Origin of the sequence: Terrabacter sp. Soil811, assembly GCF_001429655.1 — a bacterium.
Classification (GTDB): domain Bacteria; phylum Actinomycetota; class Actinomycetes; order Actinomycetales; family Dermatophilaceae; genus Terrabacter.
In genome coordinates this window covers 351,183-371,933 of record NZ_LMSX01000009.1, presented here as the reverse complement: position 1 = coordinate 371,933, position 20,751 = coordinate 351,183, and the positions used below count along the sequence as shown (strand labels likewise).

Here is a 20,751-nt window from a genome sequence, read left to right as displayed (position 1 = left end):
CGCCCGGGCCGTGTCGCCCCGCTCGGGGATCATTCAGAGGGGATCTCGAGGCTCTCGAGGATCAGGGTGCGGTCGGGACCTTGATCTCGCCCGCGATGATCTTCTGCTTGTAGTCGTCGAGCTTCGACTTGATGTCGTCGACCTTGCCACCGGTCGTGGCGTAGTCGACGCCGCCGGCCTTGAGGTCGTAGACCTTGTTGCCCGTGATGTCGGTGCCCGCGGCACCCGACTTGAGGAAGTCGTAGACCGCCACGTCGACCTTCTTGATCATCGAGGTGAGGATGACGTCGCGGACGTCCGGCGTGGCCGTCAGGGCCTGGTCGGAGTCGACACCGATGGCGAGCTTGCCAGCAGCCTTGGCGGCCGTGAAGACACCGCTGCCCGAGCCGCCCGCGGCGTGGTAGACCACGTCGGCGCCGCCCTGGTAGAGGCCCTCAGCGGCCGTCTTGCCCTTGGCGGGGTCGTTGAAGCCGGAGAAGTCCGGCGGCTGCGAGAGGTACTGGCTCTTGACGACGATCGACGGGTTGGCCGCCTTGGCGCCGGCGATGTAGCCCGCCTCGAACTTCTTGATGAGGTCGGTGGCGACGCCCCCGACGAAGCCGACCGTGTTGGTCTTGGACTTCAGCGCGGCGGCCGCACCGACGAGGAAGGAGCCCTGCTCCTCGGCGAAGGTCAGCTGGGCGACGTTGGCGCCGGCCGAGTCGGGGGACGCGTCGTCGATGATCGCGAACTTGACGTCGGGGTTGGCCTTGGCGACCGTGCCGATGGCCTTGGCGTAGGCGAAGCCGACACCGATGACGTGGGTCGCGCCCGCGTCGATGAACTGCTGCAGGCGCTCCTCGGTGGCAGCCTCGCTCTCACCGTTGACCTGCGTGGCCTCCTTGAACTCGACACCGAGGTCGGCCTTCGCCTTGTCGAGGCCCACGGCCGCCGACGCGTTGAAGGACTGGTCACCACGACCGCCGACGCCGTAGGCGATACCGACGACGATCTTCTTGCCGGCGGCCTGCGTGCCGGTGCTGCCGGCCGAGGTGTTGCTGCCCGCGGGCGTGTTGTCGCTGCTGCTGCCGCAGGCCGCGAGGCCCAGCGCGGCGGCGGCGACAACGGCCGCGACCTTGGTTGCGTGACGCAAGAGGTGCTCCTTAGATTCCGCGGGGCCGACGACGACATCGGCCCAGATAGCACGGAACTGTAGACCCCGGCACGACAAGATCTGTTCGGCTCGGGGGAAGTCGCAGGAAGTGTTACCGATCCGCGACCGCGCTCAGAGGAGAGACGCCCCCGAGGGCCGGTGTGCCGGCCAGTCGGGCGGCCGCCGCGAAGACGACACCGGCCAACGTCCGGGCCCCGACGACGATCGCGCCCTCGTCGACGACGAGGTCGCCCCGGTGCAGGTCGTAGGTCGGGCCGCCGGGTGAGCGGGTCCCGAGCCGGGCCATGGCGCCGGGCACGTGGGTGAGGTACCACGCGAAGTCCTCGCCGCCGAGCGACTGCGGCGTCGGCGCGACGAACGACCCGGTGCCGGTCACGGCGGCCGTGAGGGCGTCGATGCAGCCGGCGTCGTTGACGACCGGGGGCACGCCCTTGGTGATGAGCACGTCGGCCTGGACGGCATACGGCTTGACGACCTCGTGGACGACGGCCTCGAGGAGGCGCTCGACGCCCTCCCAGATGCCGGCGTCGAGCATGCGCAGCGTGCCGCCGACCTTGCCCGACGACGGGATGACGTTGTGCGCCCCGCCGGAGTGGATCGAGCCCCACACGAGAGCCGCGCCCGCGCGCGGGTCGAGTCGGCGTGACAGGACGGCCGGCACGTCGGTGACGACCTTGGCGAGGGCGTACGTGAGGTCCTGGGTCAGGTGCGGACGCGACGTGTGGCCGCCCCGACCGGAGAGCGTGACCTCGATCTGGTCGGCGGCCGCGGTGATGGCGCCGACGCGCAGGCCCACCTGGCCCGCGTCGAGGTTGGGGTCGCAGTGGAGCGCGAAGATCCGGTCGACCCCGACGAGGCCGTCCTGGGCCACGACGTCCTCGGCGCCGCCGGGCATGAGCTCCTCGGCGGGCTGGAAGATCAGCCGCGCGCCGACACCGGCCGAGGCGAGCCGCTCCTCGACCTCCTTGAGGGCGAGCGCCGCGCCGATGAGCGCGGTCGTGTGCACGTCGTGGCCGCACGAGTGGCTGACGCCGTCGGTCCGGGACGCGAACTCGAGGCCGGTCTGCTCACGGATCGGCAGGGCGTCGATGTCGGCGCGCAGCGCGATCCGGTGCGAGGGGTTCGTGGCGCCGAGGTCGGCGACGAGGCCCGTGCCGCGCAGTCGCCGGACGCCGATGCCGGCGCGCTCGAGACGCTCGGCGACGAGTGCCGTCGTGCGCACCTCGCCACGTCCGAGCTCCGGGTGCGTGTGCAGGTCGCGACGGATCGCGACCAGCTCCGCGGCATGCTGCTCGACGGTTCGGGCGATGGCCTCGAAGGGCAGCGAAGCGGAGCGGTCGGTCACGAGCACGGGAGTCTAGCGAGAGGATGGGGTCGACCCTCGCAGGCCGGGGTCACCGGGACCGGTCGGAGCACGGAGGGAGAGGTCACGCGTGGAGTCGGAGGCACCCACGGGGACGTCCCTCGGGACGGACGCCGTCCGGCACGTCGTCGGGCTCGTCGACCGGGCGATGCCCTTCACCACCGTGACGAGCCGGGGCTCCCCCGCGACCGTCTGGACCGCGGACGTGGTGGCGCACGTGCGGGCGGGTGCGGACCCGCTCGCGCCGTGGCGCTCGGCGCTCCACGCGCAGATGGAGCACCGCAACGCGACGACGGTGCGGCCGCACGTGCCCGCCGCCTTCGTCCTCCAGTGGTGGTGCGAGGTGGCCGCCTCCCCGATGGCGTATGCCGCCGTGCTCGGTCCCTGGCTCCTCGTGCCGTCGGGCGCCGGGCTCGGTTTCGAGCTCGCGCCGGGCCTCGACCCGTTCCGCATCGTCGTCGCCCCCGAGCGGACCTCGCTGGCGGTCGACGACGACCCGGCGCGGCGTCTGGAACGGGCCCGGACGGCATACCTCGCGCTCGTCTCGGAGGTCGTGACGGCATACGCCCCCGACGTGCGGATGGGCTCGCGGCAGCGGTGGGGTGTCGTGGGCGACATGTGGGAGACGGCCGTGCGTCTCGCGCGCGGCGCGGCCGGGGAGAGCGTCGGCGCCGAGCCGACCCGGGTCTCGTGCTGCTTCATCTACGCGATCCCCGGGATGCGCGAGTGCGCCGCGTGCCCCCGCAGCGGGCGGGGCCACGCGGGTCCCCGGAGGGCGCCGAACTAGGCTCTGCGCCATGCCGCAGCGCCTTCCGGAGTCCGACCTGCTCGTCGTCCACGAGGAGGTGCGCGAGGCGCTCGATGCCGGGGTCGGTGTCGTCGCCCTCGAGAGCACCATCCTCGCCCACGGCCTCCCCCACCCCCACAACATCGAGATCGGTGGGCAGATCGAGGGCGCCGTGCGCGCGGGCGGGTCGGTGCCCGCGACGATCGCCGTGCTCGACGGCGTCGTGCACATCGGCCTCGGGGCTGCCGAGGTCGAGCGCGTGTGCACCGACCCGGACATCGCCAAGCTGTCGGTCCGTGACGTGGGCGTCGCTGCGGCACTTGGATTTTCGGGAGCGACAACGGTCGCTTCGACGTCCGCGCTCGCACACCTCGCGGGCATCCGGGTGTTCGCGACCGGTGGGCTCGGCGGCGTGCACCGCGGGGCGTCCGAGACCTTCGACGTCTCCGCCGACCTCGGGGTCATCGCGACCACGCCGGTGCTCGTCGTGTGCGCCGGGGTCAAGTCGATCCTCGACGTGGCCGGCACGCTCGAGACGCTCGAGACGCTGTCGGTGCCGGTGCTCGGCTACCGGACCGACGCGTTCCCCGGCTTCTACCTCTCGGACTCCGGGCAGCCGGTGCCGTGGCGGGTCGAGTCCGCGGCCGAGGCCGCACGGGTCGTCGTCGCCCGGGGTCGCCTCGGGACCGACGCCGCCGGTGTGGTCCTCGCGAACCCGCTGCCCGCCGACCGTCAGGTCGAGCGCGGACTGCACGACCGGCTCGTCGAGGAGGGGCTCGCGCTCCTCGAGCGCGAGGGCGTGCACGGCAAGGACGTCACGCCGCGGCTGCTCGAGTACTTCCACGACCACTCCGGCGGCGAGTCGCTCCGCGCCAACGTCGAGCTCGTCCTGTCGAACGCGCGCCTCGCGGGAGAGGTGGCGGCCGAGGTCGCGTCCCAGCTCGGGACCCCTTCGGCATGACGACGCGGCCGGTCGTCGTCGTCGGTGACGTCGGGCTCGACGTCATCACCCGCCCCTCGGGCGACATCCGGTGGCACTCCGACACCCCGTCGGCCGTCGCCCTGGTGCCGGGCGGGGCCGGCGCCAACTCCGCCTCGTGGCTGGCCGGCCTCGGGGCCGACGTGACCCTCGTGGCCCGCATCGGCGACGACGCCGCGGGAACGACCTGCCGACGCGAGCTCGAGTCCGCCGGCGTCACCTGCGCGTTCGCGGTCGACGCCAGGCTGCCGACGTGCATGGTCGTCATCCTGCTCGACGCCCACGGTGACCGGACGATGTTTCCCGACCGTGGCGCCAACAAGGCCTTCGCGGTAGCGGACGTCGACCTCGCCTCGCTGGGGCTCCCAGCCGAGCCTCGGCCGCACCTGCACCTGTCGGGCTACGTGCTCTTCGACGCCGGGTCGCGTGCGGCCGGTCTCGAGTCGCTGCGCCAGGCGCGGTCGCTCGGGTGGACGACGTCGGTCGACCCGCAGTCGCCGGCCCTCATCGAGCGGGAAGGCGTCGACACCTTCCTCGGTTGGGTGACGGGCGTGGACCTGCTGCTGCCCAACGAGAACGAGGTCGCCGCGCTCGGAGGACTGGCCGCGATCCTGGGGCACACGAGCGAGGTCGTCGCGACGTACGGCGCGGCCGGGGCCCGGTGGGTCGGTGCCGACGGCGTCGACGAGTCGGCCGAGGCGCCGGTCATCGAGAACGTCGACGCCACCGGGTGCGGTGACGCCTTCAACGCCGGGCTCCTGTCGGCCTGGCTCGGCGGCCAGGACCGGACCAGCGCGTTGCGGGCCGGGGTCGCGGCCGGCAGCGCCGCGGCAGCGCGCGTGGGCGCCCGGCCCGGCTGAACGGCATACGCCCCCGGTCCGCCACCGGGTCAACCAACAGGCAGCAGGCCGCACACGGGCTTCACCGGCGCGCTGGCCGCCCGACGTCCTGTCGGTCGACCCTGTGGACGGACGGCCCACGGGCGTCAGCCGGCGGGACACGCTGAGGTATGCCGCACCTGCGTCCCGAGACCGCCCTCGCCCGACTGGGAGGCATCGCCCGCCGTGACCGGCTCCGGGCGCTGACCCACTGGCGGCGGATCGACGCGGCGCTCGCCGAAGGGGGCGTCGTGCGGGTGGCGCACGGGTGGTACAGCCTGCCGCTCGCGCAGAGCGGTCGGCGGGAGGCCCTGCGCCTGACGGGCACGGCCTCACACACCACCGCAGCCAACCACTGGGGCTGGAAGGTCAAGACCGTCCCGGAACGACCCCATGTCACGGTGCGGCGCAAGCGTCATCTGACCCGTGACGCGCAGGCCGCAGCAGCCGTGCACTGGCGCGACCTCGACGTCGAGGACGTCATCGACGGCTGGGTCACCTCACCGGTGCGCACCGTCATCGACTGCTGCCTCGACCTGCCGTTCGACGAAGCGCTCGCCGTGGCCGACTCGGCTCTGCGCTCCGGTCTCGGATGCGGGGCCGTCGCGGAGCGCGCGGCGTGGCTGGGTCCGCGACAGCGCAGTCGGGTGGCTCGGGTCATGGGGGCAGCGGACCGTCGTGCGGCCAACCCCTTCGAGAGCGTGCTGCGCGCCATCGCGCAGGAGGTGGCCGGCCTCGTCGTCGAGCCGCAGACACGCATCCGCTACGACAGCTTCTACGCCCGCGTCGACCTGGCCGACGAGGACCTGCGGATCGTCCTGGAGGCGGACAGCCACGAGTTCCACTCGGAGCGGAAGGCGTTCGACCGGGACTGCCGCCGCTACAACGGCCTCGTCACTCGCGACTGGCTCGTGCTCCGGTTCACCTGGGAGCAGGTGATGTTCGAGCCGGACGTCGTGCGGCGTGCCATCGAGGACGTCGTCGCGCTGCGTCGCTCCCAGGGCCTGCGTCGGCTCCGGACGGGTCAGGTAACCGGTCCGAACCGGCGAAAGGGCCGCTGAGGCCTGCTTTTCGGGTTGCGGCCGGTTGGTTGACCCGGCCGGTCGGGTCGACGGCGTACGGCTGGCGTATGCCGTGTGGCTCAGAAGGTCTCGCGGGGCTGGTAGGTGCCCCAGACCGCGCGGAGGGCGTGGGCGACCTCGCCGCCCGTGGCGCGCGCCGCGAGCGCCTCCTTCATCGGGTAGAGGACGTTGTCGGTGCCGCGGGCTGCGTCCTGGAGCTTCGCGAGCGCCGCCGCCACGGCGTCGTTGTCGCGGTCGGCGCGCAGGGCCTCGAGCCGGGCGCGCTGGTCGGCCTCGATCGTCGGGTCGACGCGGAGCGGCTCGTAGTGGTCCTCCTGGTCGAGGACGAAGCGGTTCACGCCGACCACGGTGCGCTCAGCGTTGTCGATCTCGAGCTGGACGCGGTACGCCGATCGCTCGATCTCGCCCTTCTGGAAGCCCTGCTCGATGGCCGCGACCGCACCGCCCTTGTCCTCGACAGCCTGGATGAGCGCGAGCGCCGCCTCCTCGATCTCGTCGGTCATCGACTCGACGACGTACGAACCGGCAAACGGGTCAACGGTTTTCGTCACGTCGGTCTCGTAGGCGATGACCTGCTGGGTGCGCAGCGCGAGCCGCGCGGCCTTCTCGGTCGGCAGGGCGATGGCCTCGTCGAAGGAGTTGGTGTGCAGTGACTGCGTGCCGCCGAGCACCGCTCCGAGACCCTGGAGCGCGACGCGGACGAGGTTGACCTCGGGCTGCTGGGCGGTCAGCTGGACGCCCGCGGTCTGCGTGTGGAAGCGCAGCATCATCGACTTCGGGTTCTGGGCACCGAACTCCTCCTTCATGATCCGCGCCCAGATGCGGCGGGCCGCGCGGAACTTCGCCACCTCCTCGATGAGGGTCGTGCGTGCGACGAAGAAGAAGGAGAGGCGCGGCGCGAAGTCGTCGACGTGCAGCCCGGCGGCCTGCGCGGCGCGGACGTACTCGACGGCGTTGGCGATCGTGAAGGCGATCTCCTGCACGGGCGTCGCCCCGGCCTCGGCCATGTGGTAGCCGGAGATGGAGATGGTGTTCCAGCGCGGCATCTCCTTGTGGCAGTAGGCGAAGATGTCGGCGATGAGGCGCAGGGACTCGCGCGGCGGGTAGATGTAGGTGCCGCGGGCGATGTACTCCTTGAGCACGTCGTTCTGGATCGTGCCGGTCAGCTGGTCACCGGCGACGCCCTGCTCCTCCGCGACGAGCTGGTAGAGCAGGAGCAGCGTCGAGCCGGGCGCGTTGATCGTCATCGACGTCGAGATCTTGTCGAGCGGCAGGCCGTCGAAGAGCGTGCGCATGTCGTCGAGGCTGTCGATGGCGACGCCGACCTTGCCGACCTCGCCGTGCGCGATGGCCTCGTCGGAGTCGTAGCCCATCTGCGTCGGCAGGTCGAAGGCGACGGACAGGCCGCCCGTGCCCGCCTTGACGAGCTGGTGGTAGCGCTGGTTGCTCTCCTTCGCGGTGCCGAAGCCGGCGTACTGGCGCATCGTCCACGGACGTCCGGTGTACATCGACGGGTAGACGCCGCGGGTGAAGGGGTAGCTGCCGGGCGCGCCGAGCTTGCTGTCGGCGTCGAAGCCGGCGAGGGCCGACGCGTCGTAGACGGGCTCGATGGGCAGGTCGGACTCGGAGCGCGCACCAGTGCTGTCAGCCATGTTGCCGAGCGTATCGGCGTGGCGGTCCGCCGCTGCCGCCCGCCGGTCGAACGTTGCCGATCTCACGTCACCGAGGGCGTATGCCGTCACCCCGGGTCCCGACGGAACGTGGCCTCTCGACGGGTTGGGACCCGCAGATAGTGGCCTCTCGACGGGTGAGGGTCAGGGGGTGACGGACGGCCAGGTGCGAGTGATCTCGGCCTTGTGGGCGGCCCACTCCCCCTCGAGCTCGCCGAGCCGGTCGCCGAGGAACTCGAGGAAGGCCACCGAGAGCTGCAGGCGCCGACCGGCCTCGGTGTCGAGGCCACCGACGGCGGGCACCCCCGCACGCAGGCTCGTCTCGATCTGGGCCAGCATCCGGTCGCGCGAGAGCATCGCGCCGTGCCAGGCGTCGGCCTGCACGACGTAGACGTCTCGGCGGGACCCGCGCTCGCGCTCCTTGCCGATGAGGTACGTCTGGGTCAGGTAGCGCACGGCACCGGACACCGCGGCCGGGCTCACGTCGAGCGACTCCGTCAGCTCTGCAGCGGTCATCCGCCCGTCGTCGTCGGCGAGCAGCTGGGCGAAGACGCGTGCGGCCAGGCGCGGCATACCGGCGTCGGTGAGGGTGTCGCCGAGACGCTCCACGTAGGCCGAGACGGCCCGTTCATCGCGGCTCGACCGCTGTCGCACTGACGTCACCACTCCTCCTCCGTCGCATGCACCGACCCTAACCCAACTCTCACAGCATTCAGTAAACCGTGAAAGTTGTGTACCGTCGATCCATGACCTCCGCCATTCAGGTCCACGACCTGCGCAAGACCTTCGGGCACACCGTCGCTCTCGACGGGCTCGACCTCGACGTGGCCACCGGTGAGATCCACGGCTTCCTCGGCCCCAACGGCGCGGGCAAGTCCACGACGATCCGCATCCTGCTCGGCCTGCTGCGCGCCGACGGCGGCAGCGCGACGCTGCTCGGCGGCGACCCGTGGCACGAGGTCGAGACGCTGCACCGCCGCCTCGCCTACGTCCCCGGGGACGTCGCCCTCTGGCCCAACCTCACCGGAGGTGAGGTCATCGACATCCTCGCCCGGCTCCGAGGGGGCGTGGACGAGAAGCGGCGCGCGTCGATGCTCGAACGGTTCGACCTCGACCCCACCAAGAAGGGTCGGTCCTACTCGAAGGGCAACCGGCAGAAGGTGGCCCTCGTCGCGGCCCTGAGCTCCGACGTCGAGCTGCTGCTGCTCGACGAGCCCACCTCGGGTCTCGACCCGCTCATGGAGGCCGTGTTCCGCGACGTCGTCCACGAGTTCCGCCAGGGCGGCGGCACGGTGCTCCTGTCGAGCCACATCCTCTCCGAGGTGGAGCAGGTGTGCGACCGCGTCAGCATCATCCGCGCCGGAGTCAACGTCGAGTCGGGCACCCTGACCGACCTGCGCCACCTGTCGCGCACGACCGTCCGGGCGACCCTCGCGCGCCCGGTCGACCCGGCCCTGCTCACCGGGCTCCCGGGCGTGGGCGACGTCCTCGTGTCCGGTGACCGGGTGACCTGCACCGTCGGCGGCGACGACCTCGGCCGCCTGCTCGAGGTGCTCGGGACCCACGGCATCACGGCCCTGACGAGCGCCCCGCCGACGCTCGAGGAGCTGTTCATGGACCAGTACCGCACGACGTCGACGGCGACATCGTGACCGCCCTGGCCGTCCCCGCACGTCAGGCCGGCGTCGGTCTGACCGGGACCACCTCGCTGCTGCGGCTCGCCGCCCGGCGCGACCGGGTGCTCGTCCCGGTGAGCGCGTTCGGCCTCGCCGCCTTCGTCGCCCTGTCGGCGAAGGCGACGTTCGCGCTCTTCCCCGATCTCGCGTCGGCGCAGCAGGGGATGGCCTCGACGCTCGCCAACCCGGCGCTCGTCGCGATGTACGGGCCGATCTCGAGCCTCAGCATCGACTCGATCGCGACGCTCAAGTCGGTGCTGCTCGGCGGCGTCTTCCTCGCGCTGCTCGCCTACGTCGTCGTCCGGCGCCACACGCGGACGGAGGAGGAGGCCGGGCGGCTCGAGCTGCTCGGTGCCGGCGTCGTCGGGCGCCGTGCCGCGCTGACGGCCGCCGTGCTGCTCGGCACGGCCGCCGTGCTGCTCACCGTCGTCCTCACGGTCGTCTGGTCGATCGCCGTCGGGCTCGACCCCGCCGGATCGGTCGCCCTCGGTGTCTCCTGGCTCGTCATGGGGCTGTCGTGGGTCGGCGTCACCGCGGTCGCCGCGCAGCTGACCTCGAGCACCCGTGGCACTGCTGCGTGGTCGCTCGGCGCGCTGGCCGTCGCCTTCCTCGTCCGGGCCGTGGGCGACACCGCCGGCGGCGACAGCCCGGCCCGCTTCCTGTCCTGGCTGTCGCCGCTCGGCTGGGGCGTCAAGGTGTCGCCCTACGGCGAGAACCGCTACTGGGTCGCGGTGCTCGGGCTCGCGCTCTACGCCGCACTCGTGGCCGCAGCCTTCGTGCTGCTCGACCGGCGGGACCTCGGGTCCGGGGTGCTGCCGAGCCGAGCCGGACACGACCGCAGCCCCGTCCGCACCGCCGGAGCCCTGACCCGGCGTCTGGCCCGCGGCACGCTCGTCGGCTGGGTCGTGGCGTACGCCGTCCTCGGCGTCGTCCTCGGGTCGATCGCGGGCAGCGTCGAGACGTTCGTCGACTCGCCCGAGGTCGCCGACATGCTGCGGGCCATGGGCGGCGACGCCGGCTCCATCACCGACATCTACTTCTCCACCGAGCTGCACTTCGCGGCCATCGGCGCGTCGGCCCTGGCCATCGCCCTCGTCACGAGGATGCACACCGAGGAGACGACGACGCGCCTCGAGTCCCTCCTCGCGACGCCGGTGCGGCGCACCGGATGGGCCCTCGGACACATCGTCATCGCCGTCGTCGCCTCGGCCGTCGTCATGCTCGTCAGCGTCGTCGTGGCCGGCCTCGTCCACGGAGCCGACGTGGGCGACGTCGGCGGGACCGTGGGGCGCCTCGTCGGAGCCGCCCTCTCGACCCTCCCCGCCGTGTGGGTGGTCCTGGCCGTCGCCGTCCTGCTCTACGGCGCGCTCCCCCGCTTCACCGGCCTGGCCTGGGCCGCGCTCATCGTCTTCCTCCTGCTCGGTGAGTTCGGCGACCTGCTCGACCTGCCGGGCTGGCTCGTCGACCTCTCACCGTTCACGCACCTGCCGGCGCTGCCGGGCGGCACGGTCGGAGCCGCCCCCCTCGTCGGGCTCACCCTCGTCGCCGCCGCCCTCAGCGCGGCGGGGGTCGCGGCCCTGCGGCGTCGCGACATCGGCTGACCTCACCAGCGGTGGTCAGCCGGTCGCCCCGGGTCGCCACCGATCGCCACCGATCGCCGACGGGGCGCCGGGGGCTGCGGACGGGTTCGGGCATCGCCGGACGGGTCGGTACGGTGTCCCCCATGACAGGCATCCCCGGCTTCTGGGCCGTGATCCCCGCCGGCGGCTCGGGCACCCGGCTGTGGCCCATCTCGCGCCGCAGCTCGCCGAAGTTCCTGCACGACCTGACCGGGTCGGGGCAGTCGCTGCTGCGCGCCACGTGGGACCGCCTCGAGCCGCTCGTCGACGACCGGATCCTCGTCGTCACCGGGGTCGCCCACGAGGAGGCGGTGCGCCGCCAGCTGCCGATGCTCGGCTACGACGCCGTCATCGGCGAGCCGTCGCCCCGCGACTCGATGCCTGCCATCGGGCTCGCCGCCGCCGTCCTCGAGCGACGCGACCCCGAGGCCGTGCTCGGCTCGTTCGCCGCCGACCACGTCATCACCGAGCCCGACAACTTCCAGCGGGCCGTCGCGGAGGCCGTCGTCCTCGCCCGGCGCGGCGAGCTCGTCACCATCGGCATCGAGCCGACCGAGCCGGCCACCGGCTTCGGCTACATCCGGCTCGGCGCACCGCTCGACGTCGTCGGTGCCCCGAGCGCCCACCGCGTCGACGACTTCGTCGAGAAGCCCGACCTCGAGACCGCGACCCGCTACCTCGAGAGCGGCGAGTACCGCTGGAACGCAGGCATGTTCGTCGTCGGCGCGACCACCCTGCTCGAGCTGCTCGCCGAGAACCACGCCGAGATGGTCGACCACTTGCGCACCATCGCCGCAGACCCCCGCCGCATGCGGGACCTGTGGCCGTCGCTCCAGAAGATCGCCATCGACCACGCCGTCGCCGAGCCCGCTGCCGCCGCCGGCCGCGTCGCCGTCGTGCCCGCAGCCCTCGGCTGGGACGACGTGGGCGACTTCAACTCGCTCACCAAGCTCGTCGCCGAGTCGAGCGAGCTGCCGGGCATCACCGCCATCGGCCCGGCCGACGACATCATCAGCATCGACTCGACCGCCACGGTGTCGGCAGGGGGACGGCTCGTCGCACTCATCGGCGTCGACGACATCGTCGTCATCGACACGCAGGACGCCCTGCTCATCACGCGACCCGACCGCGCCCAGGAGGTCAAGAAGGTCGTCGAGACCCTGGCCGCCCGGGGCCGCACCGAGCTCCTCTGAGATCGTCCGGCTACCGGCTGGGATGACGACGTCCCACCGACCGACTCGCTCGTGCGCCAGGCGCTACCTGCGCATCGAGCGACGGACCTGCTGGCTGCGCTCCTGACCGTCGACCGAGGACGTATGCCGTCCGACGGGCTCAGTCGTCCGCCGCGGGCACCCGGGTCGCCTCGCGGACGAGCGCCCAGAGCCGCGCGACCTGCTCCGGCGTCTCGACCCCGACGGGTGCGTAGTGCGTCGCGCGCCGTCGCCGGTCGTGCCAGAAGCCGCCGGTGCCGATCGCGTCGGCCGTGGCCGTGAGCCACACCGCGGTGTCGGCGCCCGCGTCGGCATCCCGCAGCAGCGGCCCGGTGAGCGCCGCGAAGCGAGGCAGCGAGTCGGTGACACCCGGGGTGTCGGCCCAGCCGGGGTGCATCGAGTGGACCCGGATGTCGTCGGACGCGAGATCTCGCGCCCACAGCTCGGTGAGGACCAGCTGCATGCGCTTCGTGCGGGCGTAGGCCGTGACACCCGAGTAGTCGCCCGACGCGTACTCCCAGTCGTCGACGTCGAGCCGCTGACCGTAGGCGCCGCCGGACGTCACGAGCACGACCCTTCCGCCCGCGAGCGCCTCGCGGAGCCCGTAGGTGAGCACGTGGGGGCCGAGCACGTGGGTGGCGAGGGTCAGCTCGTGACCCTCCGGCGTGACCGTGCGTCTCGGGGGCATGACCCCGGCGTTGTGGACGACGGCGTGCAGCCGCGGCACGTCCGCGACGAACCGGCGCGCGAACTCCGCAGTCGCGGCGAGGTCGCTGACGTCGGCGACGTGGGCCGTCACCTCCGCGAGGGGCTGCTCGGCGAGCAACCGGGAGCGGGCGTCGTCGAGACGGGAGGCGTCGCGGCCGGTGAGGTGCACGACGGCGCCGAGGTGCGCGAGACCGCGAGCCGTCGCCAGGCCGAGGCCACCGCTCGCGCCGGTCACGAGCACGTGGCGCCCGACCAGTGCCCCGGGCACCGGGTCGTGCGGCCACCAGGCACGGCGCACGGCGGGCCCGATCTTCGTGTAGCCGAGGACCAGGGACTTGTCCATGGCCCAGTCGAGGGCCGCGGCCGCTGCGTGGAGCACCATGGCCCCACCCTAGGTGAGAGCCCGCAAGCGTCGACGATCCTCGCTTCACCCCCTCGTGGCGCGCGTCACACTAGAGTGTGCGACGGCGCCCGACCAACGACGGTGGAGGTTCGCAGGATGAGTGAGACGAGGCTCGACCCGGCTTCCGGCGCAGGAGGTTCCGTCGCCGGTGGCGTCGGCGCTCCGGGGCGGGCCCAGATCCCCGGGCGCACCCTGCGCGGCGACCGGTGGTGGGTCCAGCCGGTCATCATCGTCACGCTTCTCGTCCTCTGGCTGCTCTATGCGCTGGTGCGGACCTCCATGCAGCGGTACTACTTCGTCGAGACGTACCACTACCTCACGCCGTTCTACTCGCCGTGCGTCACCGCCTCCTGCGTCCCGGGAGCCCGCCACCTCGGCACCTGGATGGGTGAGCTCCCGCCGCTCGTCCCGTATGCGTTCTTCCTGCTGCCGATCCTGCTGGGCTTCCGGCTCACCTGCTACTACTACCGCAAGGCGTACTACCGGTCGTTCTGGCTCTCGCCGCCCGCCTGCGCCGTGGCCGAGCCGCACGCGAAGTACACGGGCGAGACGCGCTTCCCGCTCATCCTGCAGAACGTCCACCGCTACTTCTTCTACGCCGCGGTCGTCGTCTCCGGGATGAACACGCTGGACGCCTTCGACGGCTTCCACGGCAAAGACGGCGGCATCGGCATGGGCCTGGGCACGCTCATCATGCTCGTCAACGTCGGCTTCCTCTGGCTCTACACGGCGTCGTGCCATTCGTGCCGACACCTCATCGGTGGGCGTCTCAAGCACTTCTCGAAGCACCCGGTGCGCTACCGGGCCTGGACCGTCGTCTCGCGCCTCAACACCCGGCACATGCAGCTGGCCTGGACCACGCTCGGCACCCTCATGGTGACCGACGCCTACATCGCCCTGGTCGCGTCCGGGGTCGTCACGGATCTGAGGTTCTTCAACTGATGGCCGCCGAGCTGGAGCACTTCGAGTACGACGTCGTCATCGTCGGGGCCGGTGGGGCGGGCCTGCGGGCCGCGATCGCCGCGCGCGAGGCAGGACTTCGCACGGCCATCATCTGCAAGTCGCTCTTCGGCAAGGCGCACACCGTCATGGCCGAGGGCGGCATCGCCGCGAGCATGGGCAACGTCAACAGCAAGGACAGCTGGCAGGTGCACTTCCGCGACACGATGCGCGGCGGCAAGTTCCTCAACTCGTGGCGGATGGCCGAGCTGCACGCCAAGGAGGCCCCCGACCGCGTGTGGGAGCTCGAGACCTACGGCGCCCTCTTCGACCGCACTCCGGACGGACGGATCAGCCAGCGCAACTTCGGGGGCCACGAGTACCCCCGCCTCGCCCACGTCGGCGACCGCACCGGGCTCGAGCTGATCCGCACGCTGCAGCAGAAGATCGTCTCCCTCCAACAGGACGACGAACGTGAGTCCGGCGACCCGGAGAGCCGGCTGAAGGTCTTCGCCGAGGTGACGATCACCGACCTTCTCCAGGACCCGAGCGGGGCCATCGCCGGCGCCTTCGGCTACTGGCGCGAGTCGGGTCGGTTCGTCCGCTTCAACGCCCCCGCCGTCGTCCTGGCCACCGGGGGCATCGGCAAGTCGTTCAAGGTCACCTCGAACTCATGGGAGTATACCGGCGACGGACACGCCCTGGCCCTGCGCGCGGGGTCGACCCTCGTCAACATGGAGTTCATCCAGTTCCACCCGACAGGCATGGTGTGGCCGCCCTCGGTCAAGGGGATCCTCGTCACCGAGTCGGTCCGCGGAGACGGCGGCGTGCTGAAGAACTCCGAGGGCAAGCGCTTCATGTTCGACTACGTGCCCGACGTCTTCCGCGGCCAGTACGCCGAGACCGAGGAGGAGGGCGACCGCTGGTACACCGACCCCGACAACAACAAGCGCCCCCCGGAGCTGCTCCCCCGCGACGAGGTCGCACGCGCCATCAACTCGGAGGTCAAGGCCGGCCGCGGGTCACCGCACGGCGGGGTCTTCCTCGACATCGCCACGCGGCGTCCCCCCGAGGAGATCCTCAAGAAGCTGCCGTCGATGCACCACCAGTTCAAGGAGCTCGCCGACGTCGACATCACGAAGGAGGCGATGGAGGTCGGCCCCACCTGTCACTACGTCATGGGTGGTGTCGAGGTCGACCCGGACAGCGCCGCCGCCGCAGGGGTGCCTGGCCTCTTCGCCGCCGGAGAGGTGTCCGGCGGCATGCACGGGTCCAACCGCCTGGGCGGCAACTCCCTCTCTGACCTGCTCGTCTTCGGCGCCCGCGCCGGAACCGGCGCCGCGGCATACGTCCTGTCACTGGGCGACGGTCGGCCGGACGTCGACCCGGCGGTCGTCGACGCCGCCGCAGCCGCTGCGCTCGCGCCGTTCGAGGAGGAGGGCGGCGAGAACCCGTACACCCTCCACCAGGAGATGCAGCAGACGATGAACGATCTCGTCGGCATCATCCGCACGGCCGCGGAGATCGAACGCGCACTCGAACGGCTCGAGGACCTCAAGGCCCGCGCCGAGCACCTGACCGTGGAGGGCCACCGGCAGTTCAACCCGGGCTGGCACCTCGCCCTCGACCTGCGCAACATGCTCGCCGTCAGCGAGTGCGTGGCCCGGGCCGCGCTGCTGCGCCAGGAGAGCCGCGGTGGCCACACCCGCGACGACTACCCGACGATGGACCCGCGCTGGCGGGGCCGCAACCTCATCTGCTCGGCGGACGGCGACGGCATCGAGGTGCGCGAGCAGCCGATGCCGGCCATGCGCGGCGACCTGCTGGCCCTCTTCGACACGGGAGAGCTGGCCAAGTACCTCACGCCGGACGAGCTGGCCGACGTGCCGGCACCGGTGACGCCCATCGACGGGAGCGGGTCATGAGCTACGACGCGAGGTTCCGGGTCTGGCGCGGCGACGCCGACGGCGGCGAGCTCGTCGACTACACCGTCGAGGTCAACGAGGGCGAGGTCGTGCTCGACATCATCCACCGCATCCAGGCCACCCAGTCGGGGGACCTCGCGGTGCGTTGGAATTGCAAGGCCGGCAAGTGCGGATCGTGCAGCGCCGAGGTCAACGGCATGCCGCGGCTGCTGTGCATGACCCGGATGTCGACGTTCACCGAGACCGAGGTGGTCACCGTGACGCCGATGCGTGCCTTCCCGGTCATCCGCGACCTCGTGACCGACGTGTCCTTCAACTACGCGAAGGCCCGCCAGATCCCGGCGTTCGCGCCGCCCGAGGGGGTGGCGCCCGGCGACTACCGGATGCAGCAGGTCGACGTCGAGCGCTCGCAGGAGTTCCGCAAGTGCATCGAGTGCTTCCTCTGCCAGGACACCTGCCACGTCGTGCGTGACCACGAGAACAACAAGGAGGCGTTCGCCGGACCCCGCTTCCTCATCCGTGCGGCCGAGCTCGACATGCACCCGCTCGACGCGCGTGAAGACCGTGCGGACTTCGCCCGCGACGCCCAGGGCATCGGGATGTGCAACATCACGAAGTGCTGCACCGAGGTCTGCCCCGAGCACATCAAGATCACCGACAACGCGATCATCCCGATGAAGGAGCGCGTGGTCGGCCGTCACTACGACCCGCTCGTGTGGCTGGGCACGAAGATCGGGCTCCGCAAGCGCTGAGTGCCCTGACGGCGCTGCCGGCGCTGCCGGGCGCATGACAGTGGAAATAGTCACACTCGGCGTCTACCGGACGGTAGCCGTCGGACCGCGCGAAGCCTCGGGGATAAGGTTTCGACCGTGGCCACTCAAACTCTCCCGGTGACGGGATCGAATCGACCTGCATCGGCCCGCCGGAACACCGTGTTCATGAAGATGCTCATGGCCGGCTCGGGCGCGTTGTTCGTGTTCTACGTCCTCGTGCACATGTACGGCAACCTCAAGATCTTCGCCGGCGTCGACGCGTTCAACGAGTACGCCGAGCACCTCCGGACGTTGTTCACGCCCTTCCTGCCGTATGCCGGCTTCCTCTGGCTCTTCCGGGTCCTCCTCATCGCGGCGCTAGTGGCTCACGCGTGGTCCGCGTTCTACCTGTGGAGTCGTGCTCGCAGCGCCCGGACGACGCGCTACGTGGCCAAGGCCGCGGCCCGTGCGACGGTCAAGAGCAAGATGATGCGCTGGGGCGGCGTCGCGCTGCTCCTCTTCCTCGTGTGGCACCTGCTCCAGTTCACGATCGTCAAGTTCAACGTCGGCTCGCTTCCGGCCGAGGGCAACCCGGGCCTGCTCGTCATCAGCAGCTTCCAGGTGTGGTGGGTCGTCCTGATCTACCTGCTCGCCCTCGTCGCCCTGGGCCTGCACCTCTACCACGGGGTCTGGAGCGCCACCCAGACCCTCGGCTGGGCCGGCAACGCCGCCGCACGCCGCCGCGCCAAGACGCTCGGGACGGTCATCGCGCTCGTCACGAGCGTGGGGTTCGCCCTCCCCCCGCTCGCCATCCTCTTCGGACTCGTCAAGGGAAGCTGACCAGTGACCACGACATCCACGACGCCCTCCTCCCCCGTGCCCGGTCTCGTCCACGGCGTATACGCCGAGGGTGAGCCGATCCGCGACACGAAGGCCCCGGCCGGCCCGATCGACCGCCGCTGGAACACCCGCAAGTTCGAGGCCTCCCTCGTCAACCCGGCCAACCGGCGCAAGCTGTCCGTCATCATCGTCGGCACCGGACTGGCCGGTGGCGCTGCCGCCGCGACACTCGGCGAGGCCGGCTACCAGGTCAAGTCCTTCTGCTACCAGGACTCCCCGCGTCGCGCGCACTCGATCGCCGCGCAGGGCGGGATCAACGCCGCCAAGAACTACAAGGAGGACGGCGACTCCGTCTACCGCCTCTTCTACGACACCGTCAAGGGCGGCGACTACCGCTCGCGCGAGTCGAACGTCTACCGCCTCGCCGAGGTCAGCACCAACATCATCGACCAGTGCGTCGCGCAGGGCGTGCCCTTCGCCCGCGAGTACGGCGGCCTCCTCGACAACCGCTCCTTCGGCGGGGTCCAGGTCTCGCGCACCTTCTACGCCCGCGGCCAGACCGGCCAGCAGCTGCTCATCGGCGCCTACCAGGCCCTCGAGCGCCAGGTCGCGGCCGGCACGGTGGAGATGTTCAGCCGCCACGAGATGCTCGAGGTCGTGGTCGTCGACGGCAAGGCCCGCGGCATCATCGCCCGCGACCTCGTCACGGGCGAGATCGAGACGCACCTCGCCGACGCCGTCGTGCTCGCGTCGGGCGGCTACGGCAACGTCTTCTACCTCTCGACCAACGCGATGGGCAGCAACGTCACCGCGACGTGGCGCGCGCACCGCAAGGGCGCTCACTTCGCCAACCCCTGCTACACGCAGATCCACCCGACGTGCATCCCGGTGGCCGGTGAGCACCAGAGCAAGCTGACGCTCATGTCGGAGTCGCTCCGCAACGACGGCCGCATCTGGGTGCCGAAGAACGCTGCGGACTGCGAGAAGGACCCGCGCCAGATCCCCGAGGAGGACCGCGACTACTACCTCGAGCGGATCTACCCCTCGTTCGGCAACCTCGTCCCTCGTGACATCGCGAGCCGCCAGGCCAAGAACGTCTGCGACGAGGGCCGCGGCGTCGGTCCCAAGGTCGGCGACTTCCGCCGCGGGGTCTACCTCGACTTCACCGACGCCCTGAAGCGCATGAGCGCCGAGGCCGTCGCGGAGAAGTACGGCAACCTGCTCGACATGTACCAGCGGATCACGGGTGAGAACCCGTACGAGGTGCCGATGCGCATCTACCCCGCGGTGCACTACACGATGGGCGGCCTCTGGGTCGACTACGACCTCCAGTCGAGCATCCCGGGCCTGTTTGTCACGGGCGAGGCGAACTTCTCCGACCACGGCGCCAACCGCCTCGGCGCCTCGGCACTCATGCAGGGCCTGGCCGACGGCTACTTCGTGCTCCCGCACACGATCCGCGACTACCTCGCCAAGGGCCCCTTCCCCAAGCTCGAGGAGTCCCACGAGGCCGTCGTCGAGGCCCGCGCCTCGGTCGACGCGCGTGTCGCCAAGTTCCTGTCGATCAACGGCGACCGCTCGGTCGACTCCTTCCACAAGGAGCTCGGCAACATCATGTGGGAGTTCTGCGGCATGGAGCGCTCCGAGGAGGGGCTGCTCAAGGCCATCGACCTCATCCGCGGCCTGCGCGACGAGTTCTGGCGCAACGTCAAGGTGCTCGGCAGCGCCGACACGCTCAACCAGAGCCTCGAGAAGGCCGGCCGCGTCGCCGACTTCCTCGAGCTCGGAGAGCTCATGTGCATCGACGCGCTGCACCGTCGCGAGTCGTGCGGTGGTCACTTCCGCGCCGAGTCCCAGACCGAGGACGGCGAGGCGCTGCGTCACGACGACGAGTACGCCTACGTCGCCGCGTGGGAGTGGGGCGGTCAGGACGGCGCGCCGGTCCTGCACAAGGAAGACCTGGTCTACGAATTCGTCGAGATGAAGCAGCGGAGCTACAAGTGAATCTGACTCTCAAGATCTGGCGCCAGTCCGGGCCCAAGGCCAAGGGCGAGATGGTGACCTACCCGGTCACCGACATCTCCGAGGACATGTCGTTCCTCGAGATGCTGGACGTGCTCAACGAGCAGCTCAACGCCCGCGGTGAGGAGCCGATCGCCTTCGACTCCGACTGTCGCGAGGGCATCTGCGGCATGTGCGGCCTCATGATCTCCGGCAAGGCACACGGCCCCGAGGTCACGACGACGTGCCAGCTGCACATGCGCAGCTTCTCCGACGGGGACGAGATCACCATCGAGCCGTGGCGCGCCGACGCGTTCCCGGTCATCAAGGACCTCGTCGTCGACCGCGGCAGCTTCGACCGCATCATCCAGGCGGGCGGCTTCATCAGCGCCAACACCGGCTCGGCCCCCGAGGCCCACTCGGTGCCGGTGCCCAAGCCCAAGGCCGACCGCGCCTTCATGGCGGCGGCCTGCATCGGCTGCGGTGCCTGCGTCGCGGCCTGCCCGAACGCGTCCGGCATGCTCTTCATGGGCGCGAAGATCACTCACCTCGGCGAGCTCCCCCAGGGCCAGCCGGAGCGTGACGCCCGCGTCGTCAACATGGTGACCCAGCACGACCACGAGGGCTTCGGCGGCTGCACGAACATCGGCGAGTGCTCCTCGGCCTGCCCCAAGGAGATCCCGCTCGACGTCATCAACCAGCTCAACAAGGACCTGCGCGGCGCCCTGATGCGCGGCGAGTGAGGCGCGACGCGCCCACCGCAGG

General features: G+C 71.2%; 18 protein-coding genes. 13 read left to right on the top strand and 5 right to left on the bottom strand.

The features are described from left to right. Nucleotides 1-61: 61 nt before the first annotated feature. Nucleotides 62-1,132 (bottom strand): BMP family lipoprotein, encoded by a 1,071-nt coding sequence (locus ASH01_RS17215; RefSeq protein WP_056778613.1) that lies wholly within the window; start codon nt 1,130-1,132, stop codon nt 62-64. A gap of 112 nt (nt 1,133-1,244) precedes the next feature. Further along, nucleotides 1,245-2,504 (bottom strand): amidohydrolase, encoded by a 1,260-nt coding sequence (locus ASH01_RS17210; RefSeq protein ID WP_056778610.1) that lies wholly within the window; start codon nt 2,502-2,504, stop codon nt 1,245-1,247. An 82-nt stretch (nt 2,505-2,586) separates the two neighbouring features. Here ASH01_RS17210 and ASH01_RS17205 point away from each other — a divergent pair, with 82 nt between their 5' ends. The 4 genes from ASH01_RS17205 to ASH01_RS17190 all read left to right on the top strand — a co-directional run bounded on the left by ASH01_RS17205 (nt 2,587) and on the right by ASH01_RS17190 (nt 6,221). Beyond that, nucleotides 2,587-3,303 carry a (2Fe-2S)-binding protein gene (locus ASH01_RS17205; protein WP_056778608.1) on the top strand — a complete coding sequence of 239 codons (717 nt, stop codon included), beginning with the start codon at nt 2,587-2,589 and terminating at the stop codon, nt 3,301-3,303. A gap of 10 nt (nt 3,304-3,313) precedes the next feature. After that, nucleotides 3,314-4,264 (top strand): pseudouridine-5'-phosphate glycosidase, encoded by a 951-nt coding sequence (locus tag ASH01_RS17200; protein WP_056778605.1) that lies wholly within the window; start codon nt 3,314-3,316, stop codon nt 4,262-4,264. After that, a complete protein-coding gene (locus ASH01_RS17195; RefSeq protein WP_056778603.1) occupies nt 4,261-5,142 on the top strand; it encodes a carbohydrate kinase family protein in 882 nt (293 codons plus the stop codon). The genes ASH01_RS17200 and ASH01_RS17195 overlap by 4 nt, the downstream gene beginning before the upstream one ends. 149 nt (nt 5,143-5,291) lie before the next feature. Next, nucleotides 5,292-6,221 carry a DUF559 domain-containing protein gene (locus tag ASH01_RS17190; RefSeq protein WP_056778601.1) on the top strand — a complete coding sequence of 310 codons (930 nt, stop codon included), beginning with the start codon at nt 5,292-5,294 and terminating at the stop codon, nt 6,219-6,221. Between the two features lie 80 nt (nt 6,222-6,301). On the opposite strand, the gene ASH01_RS17185 is transcribed toward ASH01_RS17190, so the two are convergent. Together ASH01_RS17185 and ASH01_RS17180 are read right to left on the bottom strand one after the other, a co-directional pair. Next, on the bottom strand, nt 6,302-7,894 hold the full coding sequence (locus tag ASH01_RS17185) for an acyl-CoA mutase large subunit family protein (RefSeq protein ID WP_056778727.1): 1,593 nt from the start codon (nt 7,892-7,894) through the stop codon (nt 6,302-6,304). Nucleotides 7,895-8,056: 162 nt separating this feature from the next. Next, nucleotides 8,057-8,575: a GbsR/MarR family transcriptional regulator gene (locus tag ASH01_RS17180; protein ID WP_235508739.1), complete on the bottom strand. Its 519-nt coding sequence runs from the start codon at nt 8,573-8,575 to the stop codon at nt 8,057-8,059. 83 nt (nt 8,576-8,658) lie between these two features. Here ASH01_RS17180 and ASH01_RS17175 point away from each other — a divergent pair, with 83 nt between their 5' ends. From ASH01_RS17175 to ASH01_RS17165, 3 genes are all read left to right on the top strand, one after another. Continuing rightward, nucleotides 8,659-9,564: an ABC transporter ATP-binding protein gene (locus tag ASH01_RS17175; RefSeq protein ID WP_056778599.1), complete on the top strand. Its 906-nt coding sequence runs from the start codon at nt 8,659-8,661 to the stop codon at nt 9,562-9,564. Continuing rightward, the gene (locus ASH01_RS17170) at nt 9,561-11,189 is read left to right on the top strand and encodes an ABC transporter permease (RefSeq protein ID WP_056778597.1); all 1,629 of its coding nucleotides are present in this window, start codon (nt 9,561-9,563) and stop codon (nt 11,187-11,189) included. Before ASH01_RS17175 ends, ASH01_RS17170 begins: the two co-directional genes overlap by 4 nt. Before the next feature lie 122 nt (nt 11,190-11,311). Then, nucleotides 11,312-12,400: a mannose-1-phosphate guanylyltransferase gene (locus ASH01_RS17165; RefSeq protein ID WP_056778594.1), complete on the top strand. Its 1,089-nt coding sequence runs from the start codon at nt 11,312-11,314 to the stop codon at nt 12,398-12,400. 139 nt (nt 12,401-12,539) lie between these two features. On the opposite strand, the gene ASH01_RS17160 is transcribed toward ASH01_RS17165, so the two are convergent. Next, a complete protein-coding gene (locus tag ASH01_RS17160) occupies nt 12,540-13,508 on the bottom strand; it encodes an SDR family NAD(P)-dependent oxidoreductase (protein WP_056778585.1) in 969 nt (322 codons plus the stop codon). Between the two features lie 117 nt (nt 13,509-13,625). On the opposite strand from ASH01_RS17160, the gene ASH01_RS17155 reads away from it, so the two are divergent. The 6 genes from ASH01_RS17155 to ASH01_RS17130 all read left to right on the top strand — a co-directional run bounded on the left by ASH01_RS17155 (nt 13,626) and on the right by ASH01_RS17130 (nt 20,729). Beyond that, on the top strand, nt 13,626-14,471 hold the full coding sequence (locus ASH01_RS17155) for a hypothetical protein (RefSeq protein WP_056778583.1): 846 nt from the start codon (nt 13,626-13,628) through the stop codon (nt 14,469-14,471). Further along, nucleotides 14,471-16,393: a fumarate reductase/succinate dehydrogenase flavoprotein subunit gene (locus ASH01_RS17150; protein ID WP_056778580.1), complete on the top strand. Its 1,923-nt coding sequence runs from the start codon at nt 14,471-14,473 to the stop codon at nt 16,391-16,393. Before ASH01_RS17155 ends, ASH01_RS17150 begins: the two co-directional genes overlap by 1 nt. After that, the gene (locus tag ASH01_RS17145; protein ID WP_056778576.1) at nt 16,390-17,145 is read left to right on the top strand and encodes a succinate dehydrogenase/fumarate reductase iron-sulfur subunit; all 756 of its coding nucleotides are present in this window, start codon (nt 16,390-16,392) and stop codon (nt 17,143-17,145) included. The genes ASH01_RS17150 and ASH01_RS17145 overlap by 4 nt, the downstream gene beginning before the upstream one ends. 186 nt (nt 17,146-17,331) lie before the next feature. After that, nucleotides 17,332-17,985, top strand: a complete 654-nt coding sequence (locus ASH01_RS17140) for a succinate dehydrogenase cytochrome b subunit (protein ID WP_200959155.1) — start codon at nt 17,332-17,334, stop codon at nt 17,983-17,985. Between the two features lie 36 nt (nt 17,986-18,021). Further along, the gene (locus ASH01_RS17135; protein WP_156415639.1) at nt 18,022-19,989 is read left to right on the top strand and encodes a fumarate reductase/succinate dehydrogenase flavoprotein subunit; all 1,968 of its coding nucleotides are present in this window, start codon (nt 18,022-18,024) and stop codon (nt 19,987-19,989) included. After that, the gene (locus ASH01_RS17130) at nt 19,986-20,729 is read left to right on the top strand and encodes a succinate dehydrogenase/fumarate reductase iron-sulfur subunit (RefSeq protein WP_056778567.1); all 744 of its coding nucleotides are present in this window, start codon (nt 19,986-19,988) and stop codon (nt 20,727-20,729) included. Before ASH01_RS17135 ends, ASH01_RS17130 begins: the two co-directional genes overlap by 4 nt. Nucleotides 20,730-20,751 lie beyond the last annotated feature (22 nt).

Excerpts from the sequence above, each read along its gene's own strand:
- ASH01_RS17160 (WP_056778585.1), bottom strand. The coding sequence starts at position 13,508 with ATGGTGCTCCACGCAGCGGCCGCGGCCCTCGACTGGGCCATGGACAAG.
- ASH01_RS17185 (WP_056778727.1), bottom strand. The coding sequence starts at position 7,894 with ATGGCTGACAGCACTGGTGCGCGCTCCGAGTCCGACCTGCCCATCGAG.
- ASH01_RS17155 (WP_056778583.1), top strand. The coding sequence starts at position 13,626 with ATGAGTGAGACGAGGCTCGACCCGGCTTCCGGCGCAGGAGGTTCCGTC.
- ASH01_RS17190 (WP_056778601.1), top strand. The coding sequence starts at position 5,292 with ATGCCGCACCTGCGTCCCGAGACCGCCCTCGCCCGACTGGGAGGCATC.
- ASH01_RS17195 (WP_056778603.1), top strand. The coding sequence starts at position 4,261 with ATGACGACGCGGCCGGTCGTCGTCGTCGGTGACGTCGGGCTCGACGTC.
- ASH01_RS17175 (WP_056778599.1), top strand. The coding sequence starts at position 8,659 with ATGACCTCCGCCATTCAGGTCCACGACCTGCGCAAGACCTTCGGGCAC.
- ASH01_RS17140 (WP_200959155.1), top strand. The coding sequence starts at position 17,332 with ATGAAGATGCTCATGGCCGGCTCGGGCGCGTTGTTCGTGTTCTACGTC.
- ASH01_RS17145 (WP_056778576.1), top strand. The coding sequence starts at position 16,390 with ATGAGCTACGACGCGAGGTTCCGGGTCTGGCGCGGCGACGCCGACGGC.
- ASH01_RS17200 (WP_056778605.1), top strand. The coding sequence starts at position 3,314 with ATGCCGCAGCGCCTTCCGGAGTCCGACCTGCTCGTCGTCCACGAGGAG.
- ASH01_RS17150 (WP_056778580.1), top strand. The coding sequence starts at position 14,471 with ATGGCCGCCGAGCTGGAGCACTTCGAGTACGACGTCGTCATCGTCGGG.
- ASH01_RS17165 (WP_056778594.1), top strand. The coding sequence starts at position 11,312 with ATGACAGGCATCCCCGGCTTCTGGGCCGTGATCCCCGCCGGCGGCTCG.